The following is a 19,816-nucleotide window of genomic DNA, read 5'->3' on the forward strand; positions in this document are numbered from 1 at the left end:
ATAACAAAAAATCCACTCCGAAGAGTGGACCTTTCAAAAGATAAAAACTATTAATCAACACCATTTGACACAGAGCCAAAAAGACACGACGACTATCGGTCATGTCTTTCACAAATTACTTTCTATTCTTCTTGGTTTGTGGCTTTTCGGCGTTAATCCGATCTGCTAGTTTTAGAATATAGTCGCGAAGCTTGTCCTTCACTTCCGGATGAGTCAGCCCGTACTCAATAGTCGTTTCTACGAAGCCAAATTTATTCCCTACATCGTAGCGTTGACCCATAAACTCATGGGCGAAGACTCGTTGCGTCTGATTCAAGGTGTCAATGGCATCGGTCAGCTGAATTTCATTACCCTTGCCTGGTTTCTGATGGTCCAGAATGTCAAAGATTTCCGGGGTGAGTAAGTAGCGCCCGATGATGGCCAAATCGCTTGGCGCATCATCGACTGCTGGTTTCTCAACAAACTTGCGCACATTATACAAGCCCTTGGCTACCTCAGATTCAGGATCAATGACGCCGTATGATGAGACTTGGTCGTGTGGCACCCGTTTAACGGCCAGAATGGAAGCATGAGTCTTTTCGTACTCATCAATTAATTGCTTGGTTAATGGTTCTTTATCCATCATCAGGTCATCGCCCAGCATGACTACAAATGGTTCGTCGTTGATAAAAGATTTGGCCAAACGCACAGCATCCCCCAAGCCGCGCGGATAAGGCTGACGAACAAAGAACAGATTGACCCCAATGTTTGTGGTATCGTTAACCATTTTTAGCATCTCGGTCTTACCTTTGGATTCGAGGTTCTGTTCGAGTTCGGGCGCGGAATCGAAATGGTCTTCGATTGAGCGTTTATTTTTCCCTTCAATGATCAGAACATCTTCGATACCACTAGCCTTGGCTTCTTCCACAATGAACTGAATAGTTGGCTTATCAACGATGGGAAGCATTTCCTTTGCCAATGCTTTCGTTGCCGGCAGGAATCGTGTACCTAACCCTGCGGCAGGAATGACTGCTTTTCTTACTTTCATGTCGCCATAACCCCTCTTCATCTTTTTGTAACACCTTACATTATAACCGGTCATTACCTGCTTTTGAAATCGTAATCGTCTTAGACTGGTTAGCTAGACCTATCACACCTGGCCAACAACACCATTGACAGCGTTTAAGCCACTTACGGCTCAAATATTAAGATTTCTTCAAGTAAGGGCGGATACCAATTCATACTATACGTTCCCCTTAGCAGTAAACGAAGACGTCACAGGGCTTCCACCCACCTAAAGCAGCGAAGTCGCAATGTCGGTCAAGTTGCTTTGTAATGTTGTAAAAAGGAGGCATTTATTAGCCCCTTCTGGCAATACTTTGTTTTCTAAGCAAACTGTGCTTTTCGGATTATGACGTATTTACTGTAACCTTCAATCAAATAATCTTCACAGACTTAACCTAACGAGAACGGGCTGATTGGACATACTTCCGTATTGATTGGATCATCTCCAAAAGCCCTGTACGCGCCAGAAGGTACGCAACTCTATACTTAAAGTTAATTTGTTTAGCATCTAATTCGCCAAAAACTTCCTTCACTTTTGTCAGATTTTTTCTAGAATAATGCTGCTGATATGCTAGTAATGCAAAGTATGCCGCAAAGGAAGCAAAGGCATCGTTATAGACTTTTGAAGGATTTAGACTAAAAAAGTTCCTGATTTCACGAAGGTTTTCCAAGATATCATCGGCGCTTTTCTGAGATACCGTGTTTGAAATCGATCCAGAACGAACGCGATAATGGTAACAAAGCGCATCAGTAACGCCAATTTTCTCTGAAAAGTAAACCACCTTATATGTAGTGGCCATATCTTCAAATGTCTTCCCTTCAGGAAACTGGATAGCATTATCTAGGTAGGTAGATTTCTTTGACACAAACGCCCAGGAATAGTTGTCACGTTTTCTCTGAAAGATGTCCGTGAGCACTTGCTCCTTAGACAAATAATAGAAATTATTCTCTGATGAACTACTGTCTGTATTTTCGGGAAGATTAGTAAACCTATCATAGTTGAAAAGAAGAAGATCTAAGGAGGTATGGGCCAATAAAAGACTAATAACAGACGAAAGCGATTTTTCAGCGAGCATGTCGTCTGAATCGATGAACCAGACATAGCGCCCAGTTGCATATTTTAATCCAAAATTACGAGCGCTGCTCAGTCCTCCATTGACTTTTTTAATCACCGACCAGGTGGCGGAGAGCGAATGTCGGGCAATATAAGACTCCAGCATCCTCACGGACCCATCCGTAGAACCATCGTCAACAAATAGGACCTGGCAACTGAAACTCTGCTGTTTTGCAATGCTTTCTGCACAATCAATTATGTAGTTTTCAACGTTGTAGACGGGTACGATTAACGACAAGAGCGGATCATTCATTGAGTATCCTCCAAACTTGTTTTTCTCGGCCTCTTTTAACATCGCGGCCAGTAACAACCTCCACCAAAAATCTCATAGGTTAGAAAAGCAAAAATCAATAACTTGAATTTTTCGAGTCGAAAGCTGATGAAGCCAGCCTTTTGAACAACAGCTCATCAGTTCCACTAAAACAATTCGCTGCTATTTCTCAAGGCGGCCAAACAAATAAATCCTGATTCTGAAATGAGCAGCGTTGTCCTTTTACGAGCCTCAGTTATTACTCCATGTTGCGAATAATTGAGGCTGCAACTCCTTGTGCCGCATGACCGTTTTCTACGCTTCCAATGAGGGTAAGAAAGTCTTGTCTGTTCTTTAAATAATCTCTCTCGACAAAGGCCGATACACTATCAATAAGCTCGTAGTTTGAGTGAGCAATAGTAAACGGGAGATGATTAATAATATCATACACTCCACGTTCACTAGCAACATAAGCGTCATAATCTTTAGCCAAAATAAACGTGGGCGTATCAGCGTATAACCCCTCAAACATCACAGATGAAAAATCAGTAATCACAAGGTCGCTGGCAATAATTAGGTCCTCAACATTAGGAAAGCCGGTAACCCCTAGTGAGCCAGGATTTGCAGCAACGACTTCCGGTTCATGCGTCCGCGCATTGGGATGCAATCTAATCAGTAGACGCCACTCGCCCCCCCAAACATTCGCGAGTTCTTGTAACAGTTTCTCACTATTTAGAGTGTAGTCACCTAAGGAAAAGGTTTCGCGAAACGTGGGGCAATACAGAACAATCCGCTCGTTGGGCCTCAAGCCAAGAGATGCGCGCAGCGAGAGCAGTGTCCCCTCTGTCGGTTTAGTAAAGAGTTTGTCAACAGTTGGCGTCCCCAACATTAACACTTTTCCATGCATCCAAAAGGCGCTTTTGTAGATCTCAGCCGCAAATTTACTACCCGCGACCATAAAGTCAGTTATATATCCATCGCGTTTGGCGTCTGAAACATATGTTGCCTCAAGTTTAGTTGAGGCATCCTTTTCAATCTTTTTCAAGGGAAGAGAACCGTGCCAAAGCTGATAATAGACTTGAGAGGCTTTTTTTCGCGGGAAGTATCTCTTTCGGAAGTCGTCAATCCAAACCCGAGCGGTTGATAACTCGTAGTATGATTTAAGAGAATTATATTTTACGACCCTAACGCCCTGCGGAACCGGTTCTCTGACATCCAAAGCTAGCCAGACAATATCTAGTGGCACTTTTGTCTGAAGCAGAGACTTTACAACTTCTGCAGAATTTCCTGAAAATTTTTGTCCCCTAAATGAGGAACAAACAATTTTGTTTTTCCTCACTCTAAAAAGGTAACTCGGGTAAAGAAAATCAAGCGTTCTGAGAACTAACGTTTTGACCAAAAGTTTAATTCTACTCATTGGATCAACCACCTAAACGGAAACAGAATATTGTAATAATCCCCGCGTGTCATCATTTCGGATCCTACGTATTGATACACTTGCCAAATGACAGACCAGATAAACATTCCAATCCAAAGTGTTTGATTGACGAGGACAAGATAGCGGTCAGTCAAATAATTTTCCTCTGCATAAATAATAAAAATTGCACAGAAATCGACCAAAAAGGCAAATCTAATCCAAGTGGTCCCAGCAAGAAGCGTCCAAAACAAGGTAATCACCATCATTATCATTGTGAAGCTATACATTCCAACCAGTGAAGAATTGATTGCAGTCCTACTTCGGGCAGCTTTAGTTAAGCCAATACCCATAATTACTACCTGAGTAAGTAAGAAAAACATCTCAATATGCTTTCCTAGGCTTCGCCCAAGGCTACTGTCAGCTTGGGCAAACCATTGTTGAACGCCAGATCCTTCTCCCCCACCATTCAAATACACAAGCCCTTTACTGAGAACCATTTTAAAAATTGAGGTCTGCATGAAGAAAACTAATACGATTAGCAATCCAACGTAAATACAAATGCGTTTAGTTTGGCTGATTTCGCTCTTCAACAATTGAATAAAAAGCAATCCGAGCCTTACACCAAGAAGAACAAAAGTCGCTATGTGCATCGTACATGCCACAAAGTAAAGCAGCCAGGTAACCGCGCCCTTTTTCCCCTGGTATAGATCTCGATAGATAGCGAACATAAAAATGCTTACACTAGAAATATAGCGGATGTTCGTAATCACCTGTCCCCACGGCATCATTAACGCAAAAGCAATGTAACAAAGGGCCATAAAAGAGTTATTGAGCCGCAGATTTGATCCAAAATCCTTAATAATATAAAACCCTATACATGAAACAATAAGTACAACCGTAAATGGCAAAAGATTGTTCCAAGAAAGTCGAGACATAAGGTAGAAGAATACTTGTTGCGAGATCTGAACCTGTTGCGAAAGATCCAGTGACTGAAGAAATTGCGGAAACGAAGTCATATTTCGGACCACATCCAGCTGCGAAAAGTAACGGGTCAGATCGACTTGCACAATGGGAACATAAAAAAGGCCCAAGAGTGAAAGTATTAAGGCCATCGGTAAAATATCAATAAACTTTCTTTTACCAAAAAGTAGTTGCTTACCGGCCGGATACAACCCAGCAAGCGGCGAAACCGCAACCAGTATCAATGTGAATATAGTTAGCATGGTTCCTCCCGATGACAAGATTATCCGTGAAAACACGAACTTTTTTCAAAAGATTACAATTGCGACTAACGAAGATCGTCTTTGATTTGAGTTGTGGAGATGCCTTTGGTGCGAGGTAAATAAACAACTTCACAGTAATCATTCAAAAAATCGAATTTTCCTTTCCAGTCGTCTCCCATGACAAAAATGTCAATATCATACTTTTTCACATCTTCAATCTTCTGATCCCAGCTTTTTTCGGGAATCACTTTATCCACATAGCGGATGGCTTCAAGGATAAATTTCCGATGGTCGTAGTTATGATATGCTTCCTTATGTTTTTCAGAATTGAACTCATCCGTTGACAGCCCAACGATTAATTCATCACCCATCGCGGCAGCTCGTTCCAAAAGACGTACATGCCCCCAGTGCAACAAATCAAACGTTCCATAAGTGATTACACGTGTCATATTCAATCTCCATTTCCAAACAGTTTACGCAACGTATTTTCTATTTCAGGTGTCGACGTCTCAGTGAATCATAGATAATGGCTCCTTCAACTCCGACCACAAATCCGACCGCTGCGCCAAGAATAATTGCCTTTTTGGCAGAAAGACCACCGCTACTTTTCTTAGACAGATACGCCGGAGTGATCACAGAGCCGCTTTGAGCAGGGAGCGTCTGCAATGCAACCTTAACCGCACGCTCAGCAATCAAATTCACCAAGGTCTTTACATCCTTAGCTGTCTCAGCCGTGGCAGTAACCGTTACAACACGAGAATTCCCGGTCATAGTCACTTGCAAGTCACTGTCTTGCGCTGAAAGTGTAACGTATGAGACCTTGTCTGCCTTAGTCTGAACTGTTTGATTGTAATCGCGAACCGCTCTTCCTAAGACACTACTAGTTTTTACCAAATCAAGGAGTGTTCCGTTTGAAACATCGTATTGACGCTTCGGACTAACCACAAACTGTGCAGAAGCCGTCTGGGTCAAATGCGGCTTTGGACGAAAGACGAATGTCACTGCAGCGCCGAGAAGAGTGAACAAAATTACTATCCAAATATGGTGTAGAACAACTCGAATTACACGCTCAAAATTAAAATTTTTCATTTTTTCAGTTCCTTATTATGAATTTTCAGAACACGCGTCACAGCATTAATTGAGATGGACAATCTCATTTTCCGCCACAATACGATGCATTTTTTTTGCGGAAGGTTCTTCCTCATCGTCCACGCCTGCTGAGGACACTTTATCAAACAAGATTTTAATGGTCTGTAATAAAATTTTGACATCTAGTGTGAGGCTATAGCATTTGATATAGAGAAGGTCGAACTTAAGCTTGCTATGATAATCCGAAGCATACTTGCCATACACTTGCGCATAACCAGTTATACCCGCTCGTACATTATGTCTCAAATAATAGTGCGGCTCTTCTTTATTGAACTGATTGACGAAAAACGGTCGCTCCGGTCTAGGGCCAACGATGGACATATCCCCTTTCAGGACATTAAAAATTTGGGGTAGTTCATCAAGTCGTAGCTTTCTAAGATACTTACCTACACTAGTCACTCGTGCATCGTTTGCAGTAGCCAACATTGGCCCGGATTTCTTTTCTGCATCATTTCGCATTGTTCGAAATTTATATATCTCAAATTCACGTTGATTTTTGGTTATCCTCAATTGCTTATAAATAATCGGCCCTGGAGAGGTTAGCCGTACAAGAAGTGCCGTTATTAGCATGAACGGCGAAGCCAAAACCAGCATAAGTACTGCTGTAATGATATCAAAAGCTCTCTTTGTGAAGGCTTTCTCGGGTGAAAGCCGAAAGTCCGTGATTCCCATAACGCTCTCGTCTTCAAAGTTCATTAGGTTGGGGCGGAGCATGAGAATATTGTCAAAAGTCGATGGCAGCATGATATGCTTTCCGTGTTTTAGAATTTCGTCGATAATCTCGCGACGATCAGAATCCCCGATACCCTTCGTTAGGTAGAAAATATCCACTTTATCCATAATATCGGCAACATTATGAACATAATGATTAGTGATGACATACGTCACTCTATGCTTGTTGTTCTTCGTAGAATTAAAGTTTTGAATGACGGCTGGTAGTTCTCCAACGGGTGCAACAATTGCCACATGCTGATCGTCAGTAAAGCGTAGGTACATATAAAAAATAAACACGCGCCAGAGCGTTAAAATCAAGACACTCGTTAGAAAAGACAGAGCTAAGATTGATCTCGGAAAAGCAAAAAGCCTCCCGATAAAAGTAATCATTGTAAGGCCCAGAATGGTCATTAATTGTCCAAGAACAGTGATGAAAATTATGTCGCTAACACGTCGATTGTAGTATACGTAAGCCCCCAGAAGAAAGTTCACCAACATAAATAGCAGAGAGATGTAGATGGCAGATCTCTCATAGGTTTCAAAATTTCTCGGAGGAATGGCGCTTCCAAAACGTAAATAAAAGGCAATCATTACGCTTACGTTAAATAGCAATACATCACCGACGATTGTCGCCAGGCGTCGTAATCCGTTCCAAGATACTTTCTGCTGCATACACCAACAACCTTCTCGCTCTCTTTATTTGCATTTCACGTGCTAATCTCTAACAAGCCTTGGCCTATTATAACATAGCCTATAACGCACTTAACCCTTACAAATTCCCACTTACAGTACCATTTTTTAGTTTTACACGGTTGAACTCGGGCAAAACTTAACCGAATTTTTGCACCTATCTGGCTAGGTGGTTTCAAAAGCAATCGCTCGCTTGAATTCGGGTATTATGCTAAGTCGGCGCCGCTCATTCGAAGGACTGGAGCGTGTTCGAAAGCGAGTAAAAGACAATCACGATACGATCGATTTTAAAAGGCTATCTAAAACATTAACACCACGGATCTTGAGCCAGCGGATCATCCTAGGTCAAACAGCAACACACAATAACGGCGCTACGATATTTGGAGTTGATAGGCAACTTGCCTGCCAACTCCTTTTTCTATACCATTTTTATATTCGAGTACACAAACGGGACATCACACAGTCCCTTTGTCACTCGTCCGACCAAAGAAAAGAGAAATGGAGTGTGTGTGATGCCCCTTACTAGTAAGTCTATTCGATTAGCCCTCGAAATTACAGACCCAAACATCATCTTTTTCGAAGATGGTGAAATTGAGACGATTCAAAATCAAGCAGCTCTAGTTTATCGCGCAAAGTTGACGGTCAAGCCCGACCACTGTCCCAACTGCGGATTTACTGATTGAATCGTCCGTTTCGGCTTTAACCAAGAACGGATTGTAGCTCCTAGTTTTGGCTATCGACCAACGTATGTATTACTGAGTTGCCAACGTTTTCTCTGCCAAGCTTGTCATACGACTTTCCAAAGCCGGACCGACTACGTCCGTCTGGGTTGCGTTATCAGTGAACCCGTTCGCCAGATGGTCCTGTTTGACGCCATCTCAAATCACTCACTTACAGACATTGGTCAACGCCATCACACCTCCGACAAGTCCGTCCAGCGCGTGACTGACGAAGAGGCCAATCTACATAATTTCCAACAGACCACTTGGTTACCCGCCCACTTGGCGTTTGATGAATTCAAGGCGACTGACCGGATGAGCTTTATTTGGGCTGACAGTGATTGCCAAGAAATTGGAGCAATTCTACCTTCTCGCACTTCTTACCAGCTCCTAAGTACTTCAAACGCTTCCCACTGACCGTTAGAAGACAGGTAAAAACGGTCTCACTCGATTTGAATGCCGGTTACGTGCATCTAGTCCCAAGGCTGTTTCCTAATGCCAAAGTCGTCGTTGATCGCTTTCACATCGTTCAAATGGTTTCGACGGCATTGAATATGGTTCGAGTTCATGTCATGAAGACAGTACCTAAAACAAGCACTGAATATCGTTTCATGAAACGGGAATGGAAAGTCTTTCTCAAACGTTTTGAAGAGCTTGATGCGGTAAATACCGTCTATCACGCTAGTGTTGGTTACTTCGACACTGTGGTCAATCTGATTAGCAAGTGCCTTGATTTAGACCCAGCCTTTCGCGCCGCGTATGAGGCCTACCAAAGCGTGCTTACTGCTGTAAAGAAACGTGACGTTATGGCTCTTGAAGAAACGCTAATGACCTATAAAGCTCTGGGCAACAGGATGGATCAATCAATGAAGTCACTCCGTAAGTACCGTTACCAAGTGCTCAATGCTTTACGGTATGACTATTCAAATGGGTTCCTGGAAGGAATCAATAGCCAGATCAAGAAAATCAAGAACACCGCGTATGGATACCAGAACTGGAGTAATTTTATCAATCGTATATTTCTTGAAAGAGTATGGTTCAAGCTATCCAAGCGAAAACTGGCGGCATAAAAAGAGTACCTAGACCAATTCAGGTCCAGATACTCATAAAAATCTCTATCAACTCTACTTGACGAAGAGCCACAATAACGCACCCAGCAAGATTAGATCGATGTTGGATGCGTCACGTTATATGTGTTCCGTTGTTCGGCACTCAGGCGTTTTCGTCAGAAAAGATGTTACGGCCAAAAGAGGTACTGGACAGTATACCGACTCTATAGGGAAGTTCGAATCGACTAGTAATAACTAATCACGGTGTATTGGTTTCATATGTGGAACTCCATCGTCCTCTGCACTTCTGATTCCTCTTCTGGCTGAAATTTCTGCCCAGAGAAATGGAGATACTCGTTTGAAAACTGCCTTGAACCTGCCTTTTATTCCTAAATTGGAGTCACCCCAAGAATTGTCAAAAAGATGTTCCATATAATTGGCTTTTAAGTTTCTGCTTGGGTACGAAAAATAATCTCGTGGAAAGACTTCAATCCCGTCCGTAAGGGATTGACGAGTTCCATCAGTTCTGAAACGTTCAAATTCGCGCAAAAATATTTTCGTGACGAATGGATTACTGGTCATTTCATATAAATCGGAGTGAAGATCTGGATATTTTTCATTCGCGTAAACCTTAAGAATTGAATCTAAGAGCGGCATACCCGGCTCAGACCCAAAAAAAGAAGTTAGTAAACTATTGTCATATTGAAAACCCCAGACCATTCTGTAATTTAACAAAGTATCCAAGGGTTTCTTGACTATCATATCAGTATCAAAGTAGAAGCCTCCATAGCGCCTCAATACTTCATAACGGAGTTCATCAGCTGCATAGCCTAGTTTTCCAGAGTCATACATTTCTTTGGAAAAACCGAAACGACTTAAATCAAAATTATCTTCTGACCAGAGACGAAATTCCCATTCGGGTAACTGCTGTTTCCATTCCTCAACTCGACGCTTAACAGAAATCGGTAAGGGGGAGCCAAACCACGCGTAGTGCACAATTTTAGGAATCACTAGTTCTCACCTATCTTCTTTTGCTAATTGCCATATACATATAATGTAAAAAATAATAAACTCTGCGGATTCGAGAAAGCCCCTCACGTTTATAAATTTGCCAAGTCCATTTTGCTGCCTGAACCTTGTTCGAACTAAGAGAATTAGAATGAATTCTGTACTTGGCGAGTAATGCCACACTCGCACGGTTGGCGTTAGAAATATCCTTTAGAATCGACAACCAGCAAGCATAATCTTCGTGAGGAACTTCAGGGAATGGATGGCGAACTGCAACCTCTCGAGACAACATCACTGTCAATAAACCGATACGATTCCCCTTGAGTAATTCGGAATAGCTCAGTCCCGACTTAGAAATCATCCTCGTTCCGACAACATCGCCATCATTGTTAATTAACTGATAGTTGAGATATGAAAATTCTGAAGAGGTGTTTTCCATGTAGTTGATTTGGATTTCCGCCTTCTGTGGATACCATTCATCGTCGGCATCTAAAAAAGCTACATACTTGCCCGAAGAGACTTTCACTCCAGAATTTCTAGCGAAAGAAACTCCACGATTCGTCTGCAGTGTCAGCAGCTTTATTCGCTCATCTTTGCTTGCAAGATCACGAACAATCTTTTGCGTCGAATCCTTGGATCCATCATCCACCACTATCAATTCCAGATTCTCAACTGACTGTGAAAGGACAGATTGAATACTTGTATTTATATACTTCTCAGAATTAAACGCAGGCATAATTACAGATAAAATGACCGCCAATGATATTCTCCTGTCTTAGTTTTCTTGCTTACGGTTATTGTCCGACTGACGCGTTGGGTGAAGTACAGCATTTACATCAAAATCGTAAAACACTTGGCAGGGATCTGGTCATTCCTATCCAAGACTGCCCATGATATTTTCAGCCTACGTCAAATGCTCAAGCACCTTGTCAATTATCTCAGAATCTGTACCCGGGTTGAATTTTCTTGCAAACAACAGAGGGCTGTTAGCCAATGCGGAAAAGTCTTCCACCGTTAAATCTCTTGGCGCGTGATTGACCCATTGGATAAATCTCATGTTTGCATCCTGAGCATCATCAAAAGAGGTTTTGAAAAGGCGACTCAAAAAAGAAGGGCTATTGATGATAATTGTCTGAATAAATAATTCGTCAGCACATTGGGAATACTTGAAGAATGGCAAATACCTCGTTGACTCGGAAAGCACATATCGTGCAAGATCATCTGTGATACTAAACCAATTTGAACCCATCTGAAAATTCAACGAAGTGTTGGAAAGACGATTGATACGTAAACTTCTTTGAAGCTTGATTAATACTCGCTGAATCAGCCCTAATACTGGACGGCTACGAATATCTGTTTCTTGAAGCCAGTAGTATCTCTCAACCCGTTCAAGCTTTTCTTTCGAAATGATAGGCTTCTGAAACTGAACAAGTTCCTTTCCTTGAATCGAATCAAAGAAAGCGTGAATTTTATCTTGAGACTTAATGGGTAAATCCACGCCTGACAGCAAATGATAGTATGCGTATGTTCCCTCCGCCGTGGCGCGACGAAGCAGAGAGAGTTCCGAAAGAATTTGGGAATAAGCTCCCCAGTGGACATCTACACGTTCACTGAAATATAGTTTAGAATATTTCAAGTCTGTGTTGATTTCCTTTAGGAAATTGTCTGCGACTTTTTTGTCAATGTGAAGAAATATATCGTTTCTAGGGTCATCTAGAACAGTAATCAGACGATTCAACAAATTCACATTGTTGTGCGCAATTACCAAATACGCGTGCTTCCGCATTGGACCGTTTTCCTCCATCTACCAACAATTCGCCTAGTCATTACCAGCTCGTTTGAGTTCTTGCATAAAATCATCCAAAGCTTCTTGCCAAGTCGGAATGGCAAATCCCGTAGCTTCGGTTTTGCTCAAATCCAGCACTGCGTGTCTAGGCCTCCAAGCTTTCTGAGGATATTCATTGCTGGAGACCGGACTGATTCTAACTGGAGAGTTCTTTAGGATGGCGCGCGCAAACTCATACCAACTACAGCTGTGCTCGTTAGAAAGATGGTAGGTACCGTAATCCAAACCATTTTCAAGAGTATAAATCATGAACTCTGCCAGGGTTCTTGTCCAAGTTGGCCGGCCAATTTGATCGCTTACAACATTTAACTCTTTGTGTGTCTCTGCCAATTTTAACATGGTGTAAACAAAATTCTTACCATACTCGCCAAAGACCCACGAAGTGCGAATGATATAAAACTTAGATGCAAAACGACGAACTGCCTTTTCACCTTCAAATTTAGCACGACCGTACTCATTTCTAGGAGCTGGTGCATCTTCAACCTTATATGTTCTCTCCTCATCACCACCAAACACATAATCCGTGCTGATATAAAAAAGAGTGGCATCTACCGCTGCTGAGGCCTGAGCGATGTTTCGCGTCCCATCTACATTAACAAGCTGATTTAACTCCTTGGCTTCGTCTTCGGCATTATCGACTGCAGTATACGCTGCACAATGAAAGATAACATCAGGCCGATAGCTTAGAAAGAAGTCATTAACCAAAGGTGCATCCGTGATATCGAGTTCTGATGAATCCGTTGCCTTATAAGTCATTCCTCGAGAATCTAGTAAATGGCGCAATTCAGTGCCAAGCTGTCCATTCGCCCCGGTTATTAATATCCTTGTCATTGCATTTACCTTTCTTTAGCTCAAATCAGTGGATAGGAAGGAACTATTGGCCTTGTTGAGCGTACTTGTCCTCAACAGCTGTTTTTTCGCCTTTCCACCAGTCTTGATGGGAGGTATACCACTCAATCGTATGCTTCAAACCTGTTTCAAAATCAGTATACTCGGGCTTCCAACCCAGTTCAGTTTCTAATTTGCTTGCATCGATTGCATAGCGAAGATCGTGGCCGGGACGATCCTTGACCAGCTCATAATCGTCAGATGGACGTCCCATCAACCGAAGGATAGTTTCAAGAACTGTCTTATTATCCTTTTCTCCATTCGCCCCAATTAAATAAGTTTCCCCTATTGTGCCTTGGGTCAGGATTGTCCAAACAGCCCTAGAGTGGTCTTCCGTATGAATCCAATCACGGACATTTTTACCCGTTCCATATAATTTGGGCCTGATACCGCTAAGTATATTGGTAATCTGGCGCGGAATAAACTTTTCAATATGCTGGTATGGGCCGTAATTGTTCGAGCAGTTCGAAATTGTGGCGCGTAACTTAAAGGATCTTGTCCAGCCGTGTACCAGCATGTCACTGGCAGCTTTGGTTGAAGAATAAGGGCTAGATGGATTATACCGGCTTTCGGTCGTAAATTTTTCGCCTTTGCCTTCACCATGCCCAGGTAAATTTTCACGGAGTGGCAGGTCACCATAAACTTCATCGGTGGACACATGATGAAAGCGAACGTCGTATTTTCGAGCTGATTCTAGAAGCGTGTATGTACCCACAACATTACTATGCAAAAAAGGGCTCGGATCAATCAATGAGTTGTCATTATGACTTTCGGCCGCATAGTGAACACAGGCATCCATATGACTCATAAGTCGATCAACAAGCGGAGCATCACAGATATCGCCGACAACAAGCTTTACTCGGTCGCCGAGTATATCTTCAACGTTGGCACGATTACCCGCGTAAGTTAATTTATCTAATACAGTAATTTGTACATTAGGGTGATTTTTATATACGTAGCGAACAAAATTAGAACCGATAAAACCCGCACCGCCAGTAATTAATAATTGCATGCTATATCTCCCCATATACAAAATTATTTTCTGCTTCACTTAACCGTGGATGCACTTTATCTTTTTCTGACATGATCAGATGAGCTACTGGCATCGGCCAATCAATTCCAATTTCCGGGTCATCGAATGCTATGCCACGATCTGCTTCCGGCGCATAGGTACCTTCCACTTTGTAGCAGAAGTTAACGTTAGGCGTTAGCGTAACAAAACCGTGAGCAAAACCTTTGGGAACATACAATTGTCGATGATTAAACTCGCTCAGAATATAGCCTTGCCATTGTCCAAATGTGGGTGAACCTTTCCGAATATCAACCAATACATCTTCTACCACTCCTGTGACAACTCTAACCAGCTTAGTTTGCGCAAAAGGTGCTAATTGATAGTGCATGCCTCTTAGGACTCCAGCTTCAGCTGAAAGGCTTTGATTGTCCTGATTAAAGTCGTTTACAATCCCAGCGGCAGCAAACTTGTCTTTGGTCCAAGTTTCGGTAAAAAATCCGCGCGAGTCGCCAAAAACATCCGTTTCGATAATTTTCACGTCTTGTAATTGTGTGTTGAGTACTTTTAAGCTCATTTCAACCCCTCTAATCTGCAGAATCTGCAATTTTCAAAATATACTGACCGTAATCGTTCTTCGCAAGTGGCTCGCCAAGCTCTCGAAGTTTCTTTTTATCTATATAGCCCATCCGGTATGCAATTTCCTCAATGCACGCGACTCGCAAATTTTGACGCTTTTGAACCGTTTCAATAAAGGAGGACGCTTCGTGCAAGGACTCGTGAGTGCCAGTATCAAGCCAAGCAAAACCTCGTCCAAGCAACTCAACATCCAACTCACCCTTAGCAAGATAAGCTTTATTAACGTCTGTAATTTCTAATTCTCCCCTAGCAGATGGTTTCAAATGCTTGGCGATATTAACAACCTGATTATCGTAAAAATACATCCCTGTGACTGCGTAGTTGCTAGCGGGATGATCAGGCTTTTCAACGATTGACTCAACGTGATGATTGCTGTCAAAAGCAACAACACCAAATCTTTCAGGATCAGTCACCTGGTATCCAAAAACCGTGGCACCGTGACTCTTCTTAGCTGCCCGCTGCACCAATTGTGATAGTCCGCTACCGTAATATATGTTATCTCCCAAAATCAGACAAACAGTATCATCACCAATGAAATCCTCACCGAGCTTAAAAGCTTCAGCCAACCCATTTGGTTCTTTTTGAACCTTGTAACTAATCTCGATGCCTAATTGTTTCCCGTCACCGAGAAGATCCTCAAAACGGTCAATATCACGAGGCGTCGAAATCAATAAAATTTCGCGAATTCCCGCAAGCATCAAAGTTGACAACGGATAATAAATCATAGGCTTGTCATAAACAGGAACGAGCTGTTTGCTCAGAGCACGGGTAATTGGGTATAGGCGAGTGCCAGAGCCACCGGCAAGTATTATTCCCTTCATAATGAGTACATCCTCCTTTAATTAACAAAGCAGATTCACGTGTTTCAAACAAACAATCAAGAAACACTGCGGCCCTCTAAAAATCTATTACGGCCTGTCCACCCATCCACATAAGACTTAGCCGGCATCCAAGACCCGTTCTTTAGACATTGTAGCATTGCAAAGGGAATTAGCTTTACCACCAGCCCCACAATTTGCGATTTACTCCCCAATCTTCTGTTGAAAAGCACTAGATTTCTTCTCATGAAATATTTCTGAAGTCCGCTTACATTACCCGTTGAACCATGGTTTTGATGACGCACGCGAAGATATGGCAAGCATTCAACTGAATATCCTGCGCGTCCCATCCTAATGCACCATTCAGTTTCTTCGAAATTTAAGAAATAGGGTTCAGGAATGAAGCCAACATCAGCTACAACGCTCAGTCTAAGTGCAAAACACGCGCCAACAATAGAGTCAACTTTAAACGGGTGCTTCAAGTCGTCCGGAAAGACGGACTTCCACGAGTGAATTTTTCCCAGATAGTTTAACCGCCCGTACGTATCTTCAGCACCAGCAGTTTCGAGGACTGGACTAACCACGGCACACGAGTGATGGCTCTCCAGGTGACTAACCAACCGTGAAACCGTATCGTCACTGATTGAAATGTCACTGTTCATGATGACTGCAAACTCGCAACCATCAGCAATCGCTTGTTTTAAGCCAATATTATTCCCCGCTGCATAGCCGCCGTTCGTCTCACTCCGAATTAGCTTAAAACTCGAATAGCGCCCCTGAGCGATCAAGAGTTGAATTGAATTATCAGAAGAGGAATTGTCCACAACAATAACTTCTTCGTCCACCGATAAGTTCCGAGTTAATACTTTCACCAGATTGGCTGTTGCCTCACCACTGTTATAATTTAAGATCACAATTGCTGTTTTCAAAGCAAGACTCCTATAGCATTTTACGTATCCCTGCGAAAACGGTATTTTTTAAGTATAAGCAGACACTAGTATACTCGAATGACGTGAAAACTAACAATTAGCATTTTACACGGCTTTGGGAAAAACCTGAATGACCCGCCGAATATTTAACAAAACTATTAGGATGGTGACGTCTTTAGTCCACAATGGGTAAATCTCAAAAGACACCATCGGAACGCCTAAAACCACACCCTTCGCCAGCAAAAGCGTTGAGATTACGCTTCAAATTTGATAGTCTATGCGTTGAATGCACTTTTAGAGAGCCGCTCAACGCAGCCATGCCGTGATTGCTAGCTTAGCCGAGTTAACTTTAATGACTGAAGGGATTAGAAATGTCAAATTCGCAAGTAACAATTTGTATGTCAACATATAATGGAGAGAAATTTCTATCAGATCAAATTGAATCGTTTATTAACCAGACTCACAAAGCGTGGCATCTTTTCGTGCACGACGATGGCTCCTCTGATCAGACGCTTAACATTTTGAGTAAGTATGCACAGCAGGATCCTCGAATTACAGTCCTTAGTTCAGACCCGCATTTAGGGATTAAAAAATCATTTCTGACCTTGCTAGAAAAAAATGAAAGTCCTTTCTACGCGTTCAGCGACCAGGACGATATCTGGGAACCACAAAAGCTGGAAAAATTAACGGCCAAGCTTGAGTCAACAGCCTCAATCGAGCCTGCTCTAGTTTACTCGGATTTCAAAAAAATTGATGCCTTTAACGCCCCCATCATGGACAAGACAATCACTCCCGGCAACACCACATACAAATCATTTTTAAGAATCAATACTGTCACTGGATGTACCTGCATGATAAATCTTAGTTTACGAAATCTGTTGATTCAGCCGCTATTGAACATTAACTTTGATTTGATGTACATGCACGATTGGTGGGCTGCTTTGGTCGCAAGCGCATTTGGCCAAGTGTATTTCCTGCCAGACCAATTGGTGGCCTATAGACAGCACGGTTCGAATACGATTGGTGCACCTAAACAAAGAACACTGATGAATCAATTAAATAAGATTTTTAAATTGAGCGATCGGTATTTTCTTAATGGCGCAGCCGTGCAAGCAAAACTTTTTTTGCAGGTCTACGGAAAGCACCTTTCTACTAGCCAACGAGAAGATTGTCAAATCGTTGCAAATCTCTTTAGGTCTTGGCATCCACTATCTAAGCATTCCAAGTTGGTTGCCAATCATCTGTTAATGCAAGACAACGTGTATAACTTTCAGACTAACATTCTACTGCTCACTCCGCCAAAGTTACGCAATTCACACCTCAAATAGTCTGAGCTCGAAAAACAATACGGGCACCGAAGGGGTTCAATAATTCCTTTGGTGCCTGTATGTTAAGCTATCACTAAATATAGCCTATCATCACTGCGTCCAGCATCCACGAATGCTATAGTTTATTGGCATTCAATCTATACTCGAGGTTTATAATTTATGATTTCAAGAAAACGTGCTTCCATTAAAAATGCTACTGCAGCTCTTGTGACACAGGCAATCATGATGATAGGACAGTTTGGTGTGCAGACTGTTTTTGTTCGTACATTAGGGGCAACATACCTTGGAGCAAACGGGCTATTTGGTAACTTGATTCAGTTTCTTTCTTTTGCAGAGTTGGGTATCGGGGCCGCATTCAGCTATGCGCTTTATCGTCCCCTCGCTGAAGATGATGAGTCAACAATCACCGCTATCATGCGTCTTTTTAAAAAAGTCTACAACACCATAGGTATTATCATCTTATTCGGTGGTTTGATTTTATCTATCTTTGTGCCGTGGTTCATTCACGATTCTTCCTCAGTGCCTAACGTCCGTTTTTATTTTATTCTCTACCTTCTTAGTACCGTCGTCAGTTACTTTTTTACGTACAACCGGTCCCTGCTAATTGCTGATCAACGTAGCTACGTTAATTCAATTAACCAACTAATTTTTTCGGCACTCAGATACATCGGTCAGATTATCTGTTTGCTCATTTTCCATAGTTACTTTGGCTATCTAATTCTATTCATCCTTGGTAATCTCCTCTCAAACGTTGCTATTACCTATCAATCCCACGAACGTTATCCTTATTTAAAACAAAAAGCTCCAGCTGCCGTGGATTCAACAATTATTCACGAAATAGAACACAATGTCATCGGTACCATATCTTCCAAAATTGGCTCAATTGTCGTGAACGGCACAGATAATATTCTGATTTCGAAGTTCATCGGGCTATCAATAGTCGGGCTATACTCAAACTATGCGCTCGTACTCAATAGCATAAGCTCCCTCATCTCTCAGGTCTTCAGCGCCGTGATAGCTAGTTTCGGCAATTTGGGTGTCACGGAAAAAGATAATACCGCCAAGCAAATAACTCTATTCAACCAATTTACGTATATAAACGCATTTGTAGTCTTCTTTATTGGTCTTGTCTCATATGCATTTTTCCCGCCCTTCATAAAATTGTGGCTAGGAAATAACTTTCAACTTTCAAACACTACTTTAACAATCATTATCATTAATTTCGTTCTCGCTCAATTTCGACCAGCACTCAATATGATAAACGCGTACGGACTGTTTTGGGGATATCGAATTAAATCGATTGTTGAGGCAATTGTTAACTTTGGGCTCAGTCTCATTCTCGTTAAGTACACTTCCCTGGGCATTAACGGCGTTTTAATTGGGACTGTCATTGGGAACATATTAGTTAATTCCTGGTGGGATCCTTGGATCCTTTTCTCCGGTGCTTTTCACACCACTATTTGGAAATTCTATCGTAAGTATTGGGCTTACCTAGGAATTTTTTCAATTCTCTTGGTGGGCGAGATGTTCGTTCTGAACACTCTAAGCCTCAATATTGTAGGGCTTCTTAACGTCTTGGCCTTTGGCCTTATCGTTTCAGCGATTGTACTTACTTCTCTGCTACTCGTTTTCGCAGGTAGTAAAAGTCAGAAAGATTCAATTCGGCTTGTACGGGAGGTCCTACATCGATAGTCCGTACAAAAACTCGGCAACAGACGTCAATTTTTTCACACTCGATACGCCTTCTGATCAGATTAGATTAGATTGTATTTAATTTAATTGGATTAGTTTTGAATCTATTGCTGGCGCCTGAGCCTTCGATACCCAACTTCATCGCACAAAGGACAAACCCGTCATTCATACTTGGCACGGGTTTGTTTTTAATTACAGGATTGGTCTGACAAACGTGAGCACCCAATAACCGACCGTCTTGCAAAGTAAGAAGGGGCGCAATCCTATTTTTGGATTGCGCCCCTTCATTG

Annotated in this window: 19 protein-coding genes; 3 read left to right on the forward strand and 16 right to left on the reverse strand. The window is 42.1% G+C overall.

From position 1 onward, the window contains the following. Positions 1–115 precede the first annotated feature (115 nt). The 7 genes from galU to JUF11_RS11800 form a co-directional block, all read right to left on the reverse strand. Positions 116–1,027, reverse strand: a complete 912-nt coding sequence (gene galU, locus JUF11_RS11770; protein WP_204119740.1) for a UTP--glucose-1-phosphate uridylyltransferase GalU — start codon at positions 1,025–1,027, stop codon at positions 116–118. 412 nt (positions 1,028–1,439) lie between these two features. Further along, positions 1,440–2,411, reverse strand: coding sequence for a glycosyltransferase (locus JUF11_RS11775; RefSeq protein ID WP_204119741.1), 972 nt, complete (start codon positions 2,409–2,411; stop codon positions 1,440–1,442). A 256-nt stretch (positions 2,412–2,667) separates the two neighbouring features. After that, the gene (locus JUF11_RS11780) at positions 2,668–3,825 is read right to left on the reverse strand and encodes a CDP-glycerol glycerophosphotransferase family protein (protein WP_204119742.1); all 1,158 of its coding nucleotides are present in this window, start codon (positions 3,823–3,825) and stop codon (positions 2,668–2,670) included. Then, positions 3,822–5,048, reverse strand: coding sequence for a hypothetical protein (locus JUF11_RS11785; protein ID WP_204119743.1), 1,227 nt, complete (start codon positions 5,046–5,048; stop codon positions 3,822–3,824). The genes JUF11_RS11780 and JUF11_RS11785 overlap by 4 nt, the downstream gene beginning before the upstream one ends. Before the next feature lie 65 nt (positions 5,049–5,113). Further along, positions 5,114–5,497, reverse strand: coding sequence for a glycerol-3-phosphate cytidylyltransferase (gene tagD, locus JUF11_RS11790; RefSeq protein WP_204119744.1), 384 nt, complete (start codon positions 5,495–5,497; stop codon positions 5,114–5,116). 40 nt (positions 5,498–5,537) lie between these two features. Next, a complete protein-coding gene (locus JUF11_RS11795) occupies positions 5,538–6,137 on the reverse strand; it encodes a YveK family protein (protein ID WP_204119745.1) in 600 nt (199 codons plus the stop codon). Positions 6,138–6,182: 45 nt separating this feature from the next. After that, positions 6,183–7,583 (reverse strand): sugar transferase, encoded by a 1,401-nt coding sequence (locus tag JUF11_RS11800; RefSeq protein WP_204119746.1) that lies wholly within the window; start codon positions 7,581–7,583, stop codon positions 6,183–6,185. A 1,189-nt stretch (positions 7,584–8,772) separates the two neighbouring features. Between JUF11_RS11800 and JUF11_RS13235 the strand changes: the two genes are divergently transcribed. Next, positions 8,773–9,390, forward strand: a complete 618-nt coding sequence (locus JUF11_RS13235) for a transposase (RefSeq protein WP_236000588.1) — start codon at positions 8,773–8,775, stop codon at positions 9,388–9,390. A 234-nt stretch (positions 9,391–9,624) separates the two neighbouring features. Here the strand turns inward: JUF11_RS13235 and JUF11_RS11810 are convergent, their stop codons facing one another. The 8 genes from JUF11_RS11810 to JUF11_RS11845 all read right to left on the reverse strand — a co-directional run bounded on the left by JUF11_RS11810 (position 9,625) and on the right by JUF11_RS11845 (position 16,506). Further along, on the reverse strand, positions 9,625–10,380 hold the full coding sequence (locus tag JUF11_RS11810) for a glycosyltransferase family 32 protein (protein ID WP_204119747.1): 756 nt from the start codon (positions 10,378–10,380) through the stop codon (positions 9,625–9,627). A gap of 10 nt (positions 10,381–10,390) precedes the next feature. Beyond that, a complete protein-coding gene (locus JUF11_RS11815; protein ID WP_236000584.1) occupies positions 10,391–11,137 on the reverse strand; it encodes a glycosyltransferase family 2 protein in 747 nt (248 codons plus the stop codon). Between the two features lie 144 nt (positions 11,138–11,281). Further along, entirely contained in the window at positions 11,282–12,163 is an 882-nt protein-coding gene (locus tag JUF11_RS11820; protein ID WP_204119748.1) for a beta-1,6-N-acetylglucosaminyltransferase, read from the reverse strand. A gap of 33 nt (positions 12,164–12,196) precedes the next feature. Then, positions 12,197–13,054 carry a dTDP-4-dehydrorhamnose reductase gene (rfbD, locus tag JUF11_RS11825; protein ID WP_204119749.1) on the reverse strand — a complete coding sequence of 286 codons (858 nt, stop codon included), beginning with the start codon at positions 13,052–13,054 and terminating at the stop codon, positions 12,197–12,199. Between the two features lie 43 nt (positions 13,055–13,097). Beyond that, positions 13,098–14,123, reverse strand: a complete 1,026-nt coding sequence (rfbB, locus tag JUF11_RS11830) for a dTDP-glucose 4,6-dehydratase (protein ID WP_204119750.1) — start codon at positions 14,121–14,123, stop codon at positions 13,098–13,100. A 1-nt stretch (position 14,124) separates the two neighbouring features. Then, positions 14,125–14,697 (reverse strand): dTDP-4-dehydrorhamnose 3,5-epimerase, encoded by a 573-nt coding sequence (gene rfbC / locus JUF11_RS11835; protein ID WP_204119751.1) that lies wholly within the window; start codon positions 14,695–14,697, stop codon positions 14,125–14,127. A gap of 10 nt (positions 14,698–14,707) precedes the next feature. Continuing rightward, positions 14,708–15,580, reverse strand: a complete 873-nt coding sequence (gene rfbA / locus JUF11_RS11840) for a glucose-1-phosphate thymidylyltransferase RfbA (RefSeq protein ID WP_204119752.1) — start codon at positions 15,578–15,580, stop codon at positions 14,708–14,710. A gap of 56 nt (positions 15,581–15,636) precedes the next feature. Further along, the gene (locus tag JUF11_RS11845; RefSeq protein ID WP_204119753.1) at positions 15,637–16,506 is read right to left on the reverse strand and encodes a glycosyltransferase family 2 protein; all 870 of its coding nucleotides are present in this window, start codon (positions 16,504–16,506) and stop codon (positions 15,637–15,639) included. A 371-nt stretch (positions 16,507–16,877) separates the two neighbouring features. On the opposite strand from JUF11_RS11845, the gene JUF11_RS11850 reads away from it, so the two are divergent. Both JUF11_RS11850 and JUF11_RS11855 read left to right on the forward strand, forming a co-directional pair. Further along, on the forward strand, positions 16,878–17,834 hold the full coding sequence (locus JUF11_RS11850) for a glycosyltransferase family 2 protein (protein WP_204119754.1): 957 nt from the start codon (positions 16,878–16,880) through the stop codon (positions 17,832–17,834). Between the two features lie 159 nt (positions 17,835–17,993). Further along, positions 17,994–19,526, forward strand: a complete 1,533-nt coding sequence (locus tag JUF11_RS11855) for a lipopolysaccharide biosynthesis protein (protein WP_204119755.1) — start codon at positions 17,994–17,996, stop codon at positions 19,524–19,526. A 67-nt stretch (positions 19,527–19,593) separates the two neighbouring features. On the opposite strand, the gene JUF11_RS11860 is transcribed toward JUF11_RS11855, so the two are convergent. Continuing rightward, positions 19,594–19,816, reverse strand: a 223-nt coding sequence (locus tag JUF11_RS11860) for a hypothetical protein (protein WP_204119756.1), incomplete at its 5' end; no start/stop codon positions are given.

This window comes from Lacticaseibacillus suilingensis (genome assembly GCF_016861845.1).
In the GTDB taxonomy this organism is placed as follows: Bacteria; Bacillota; Bacilli; order Lactobacillales; family Lactobacillaceae; genus Lacticaseibacillus; species Lacticaseibacillus suilingensis.

Bases quoted from the DNA above. Each gene is read 5' to 3' on its own strand.
- galU (WP_204119740.1), bottom strand. From the start codon at position 1,027: ATGAAAGTAAGAAAAGCAGTCATTCCTGCCGCAGGGTTAGGTACACGA.
- JUF11_RS11775 (WP_204119741.1), bottom strand. From the start codon at position 2,411: ATGAATGATCCGCTCTTGTCGTTAATCGTACCCGTCTACAACGTTGAA.
- JUF11_RS11780 (WP_204119742.1), bottom strand. From the start codon at position 3,825: ATGAGTAGAATTAAACTTTTGGTCAAAACGTTAGTTCTCAGAACGCTT.
- JUF11_RS11785 (WP_204119743.1), bottom strand. From the start codon at position 5,048: ATGCTAACTATATTCACATTGATACTGGTTGCGGTTTCGCCGCTTGCT.
- tagD (WP_204119744.1), bottom strand. From the start codon at position 5,497: ATGACACGTGTAATCACTTATGGAACGTTTGATTTGTTGCACTGGGGG.
- JUF11_RS11795 (WP_204119745.1), bottom strand. From the start codon at position 6,137: ATGAAAAATTTTAATTTTGAGCGTGTAATTCGAGTTGTTCTACACCAT.
- JUF11_RS11800 (WP_204119746.1), bottom strand. From the start codon at position 7,583: ATGCAGCAGAAAGTATCTTGGAACGGATTACGACGCCTGGCGACAATC.
- JUF11_RS11820 (WP_204119748.1), bottom strand. From the start codon at position 12,163: ATGCGGAAGCACGCGTATTTGGTAATTGCGCACAACAATGTGAATTTG.
- rfbD (WP_204119749.1), bottom strand. From the start codon at position 13,054: ATGACAAGGATATTAATAACCGGGGCGAATGGACAGCTTGGCACTGAA.
- rfbB (WP_204119750.1), bottom strand. From the start codon at position 14,123: ATGCAATTATTAATTACTGGCGGTGCGGGTTTTATCGGTTCTAATTTT.
- rfbC (WP_204119751.1), bottom strand. From the start codon at position 14,697: ATGAGCTTAAAAGTACTCAACACACAATTACAAGACGTGAAAATTATC.
- rfbA (WP_204119752.1), bottom strand. From the start codon at position 15,580: ATGAAGGGAATAATACTTGCCGGTGGCTCTGGCACTCGCCTATACCCA.
- JUF11_RS11850 (WP_204119754.1), top strand. From the start codon at position 16,878: ATGTCAAATTCGCAAGTAACAATTTGTATGTCAACATATAATGGAGAG.
- JUF11_RS11855 (WP_204119755.1), top strand. From the start codon at position 17,994: ATGATTTCAAGAAAACGTGCTTCCATTAAAAATGCTACTGCAGCTCTT.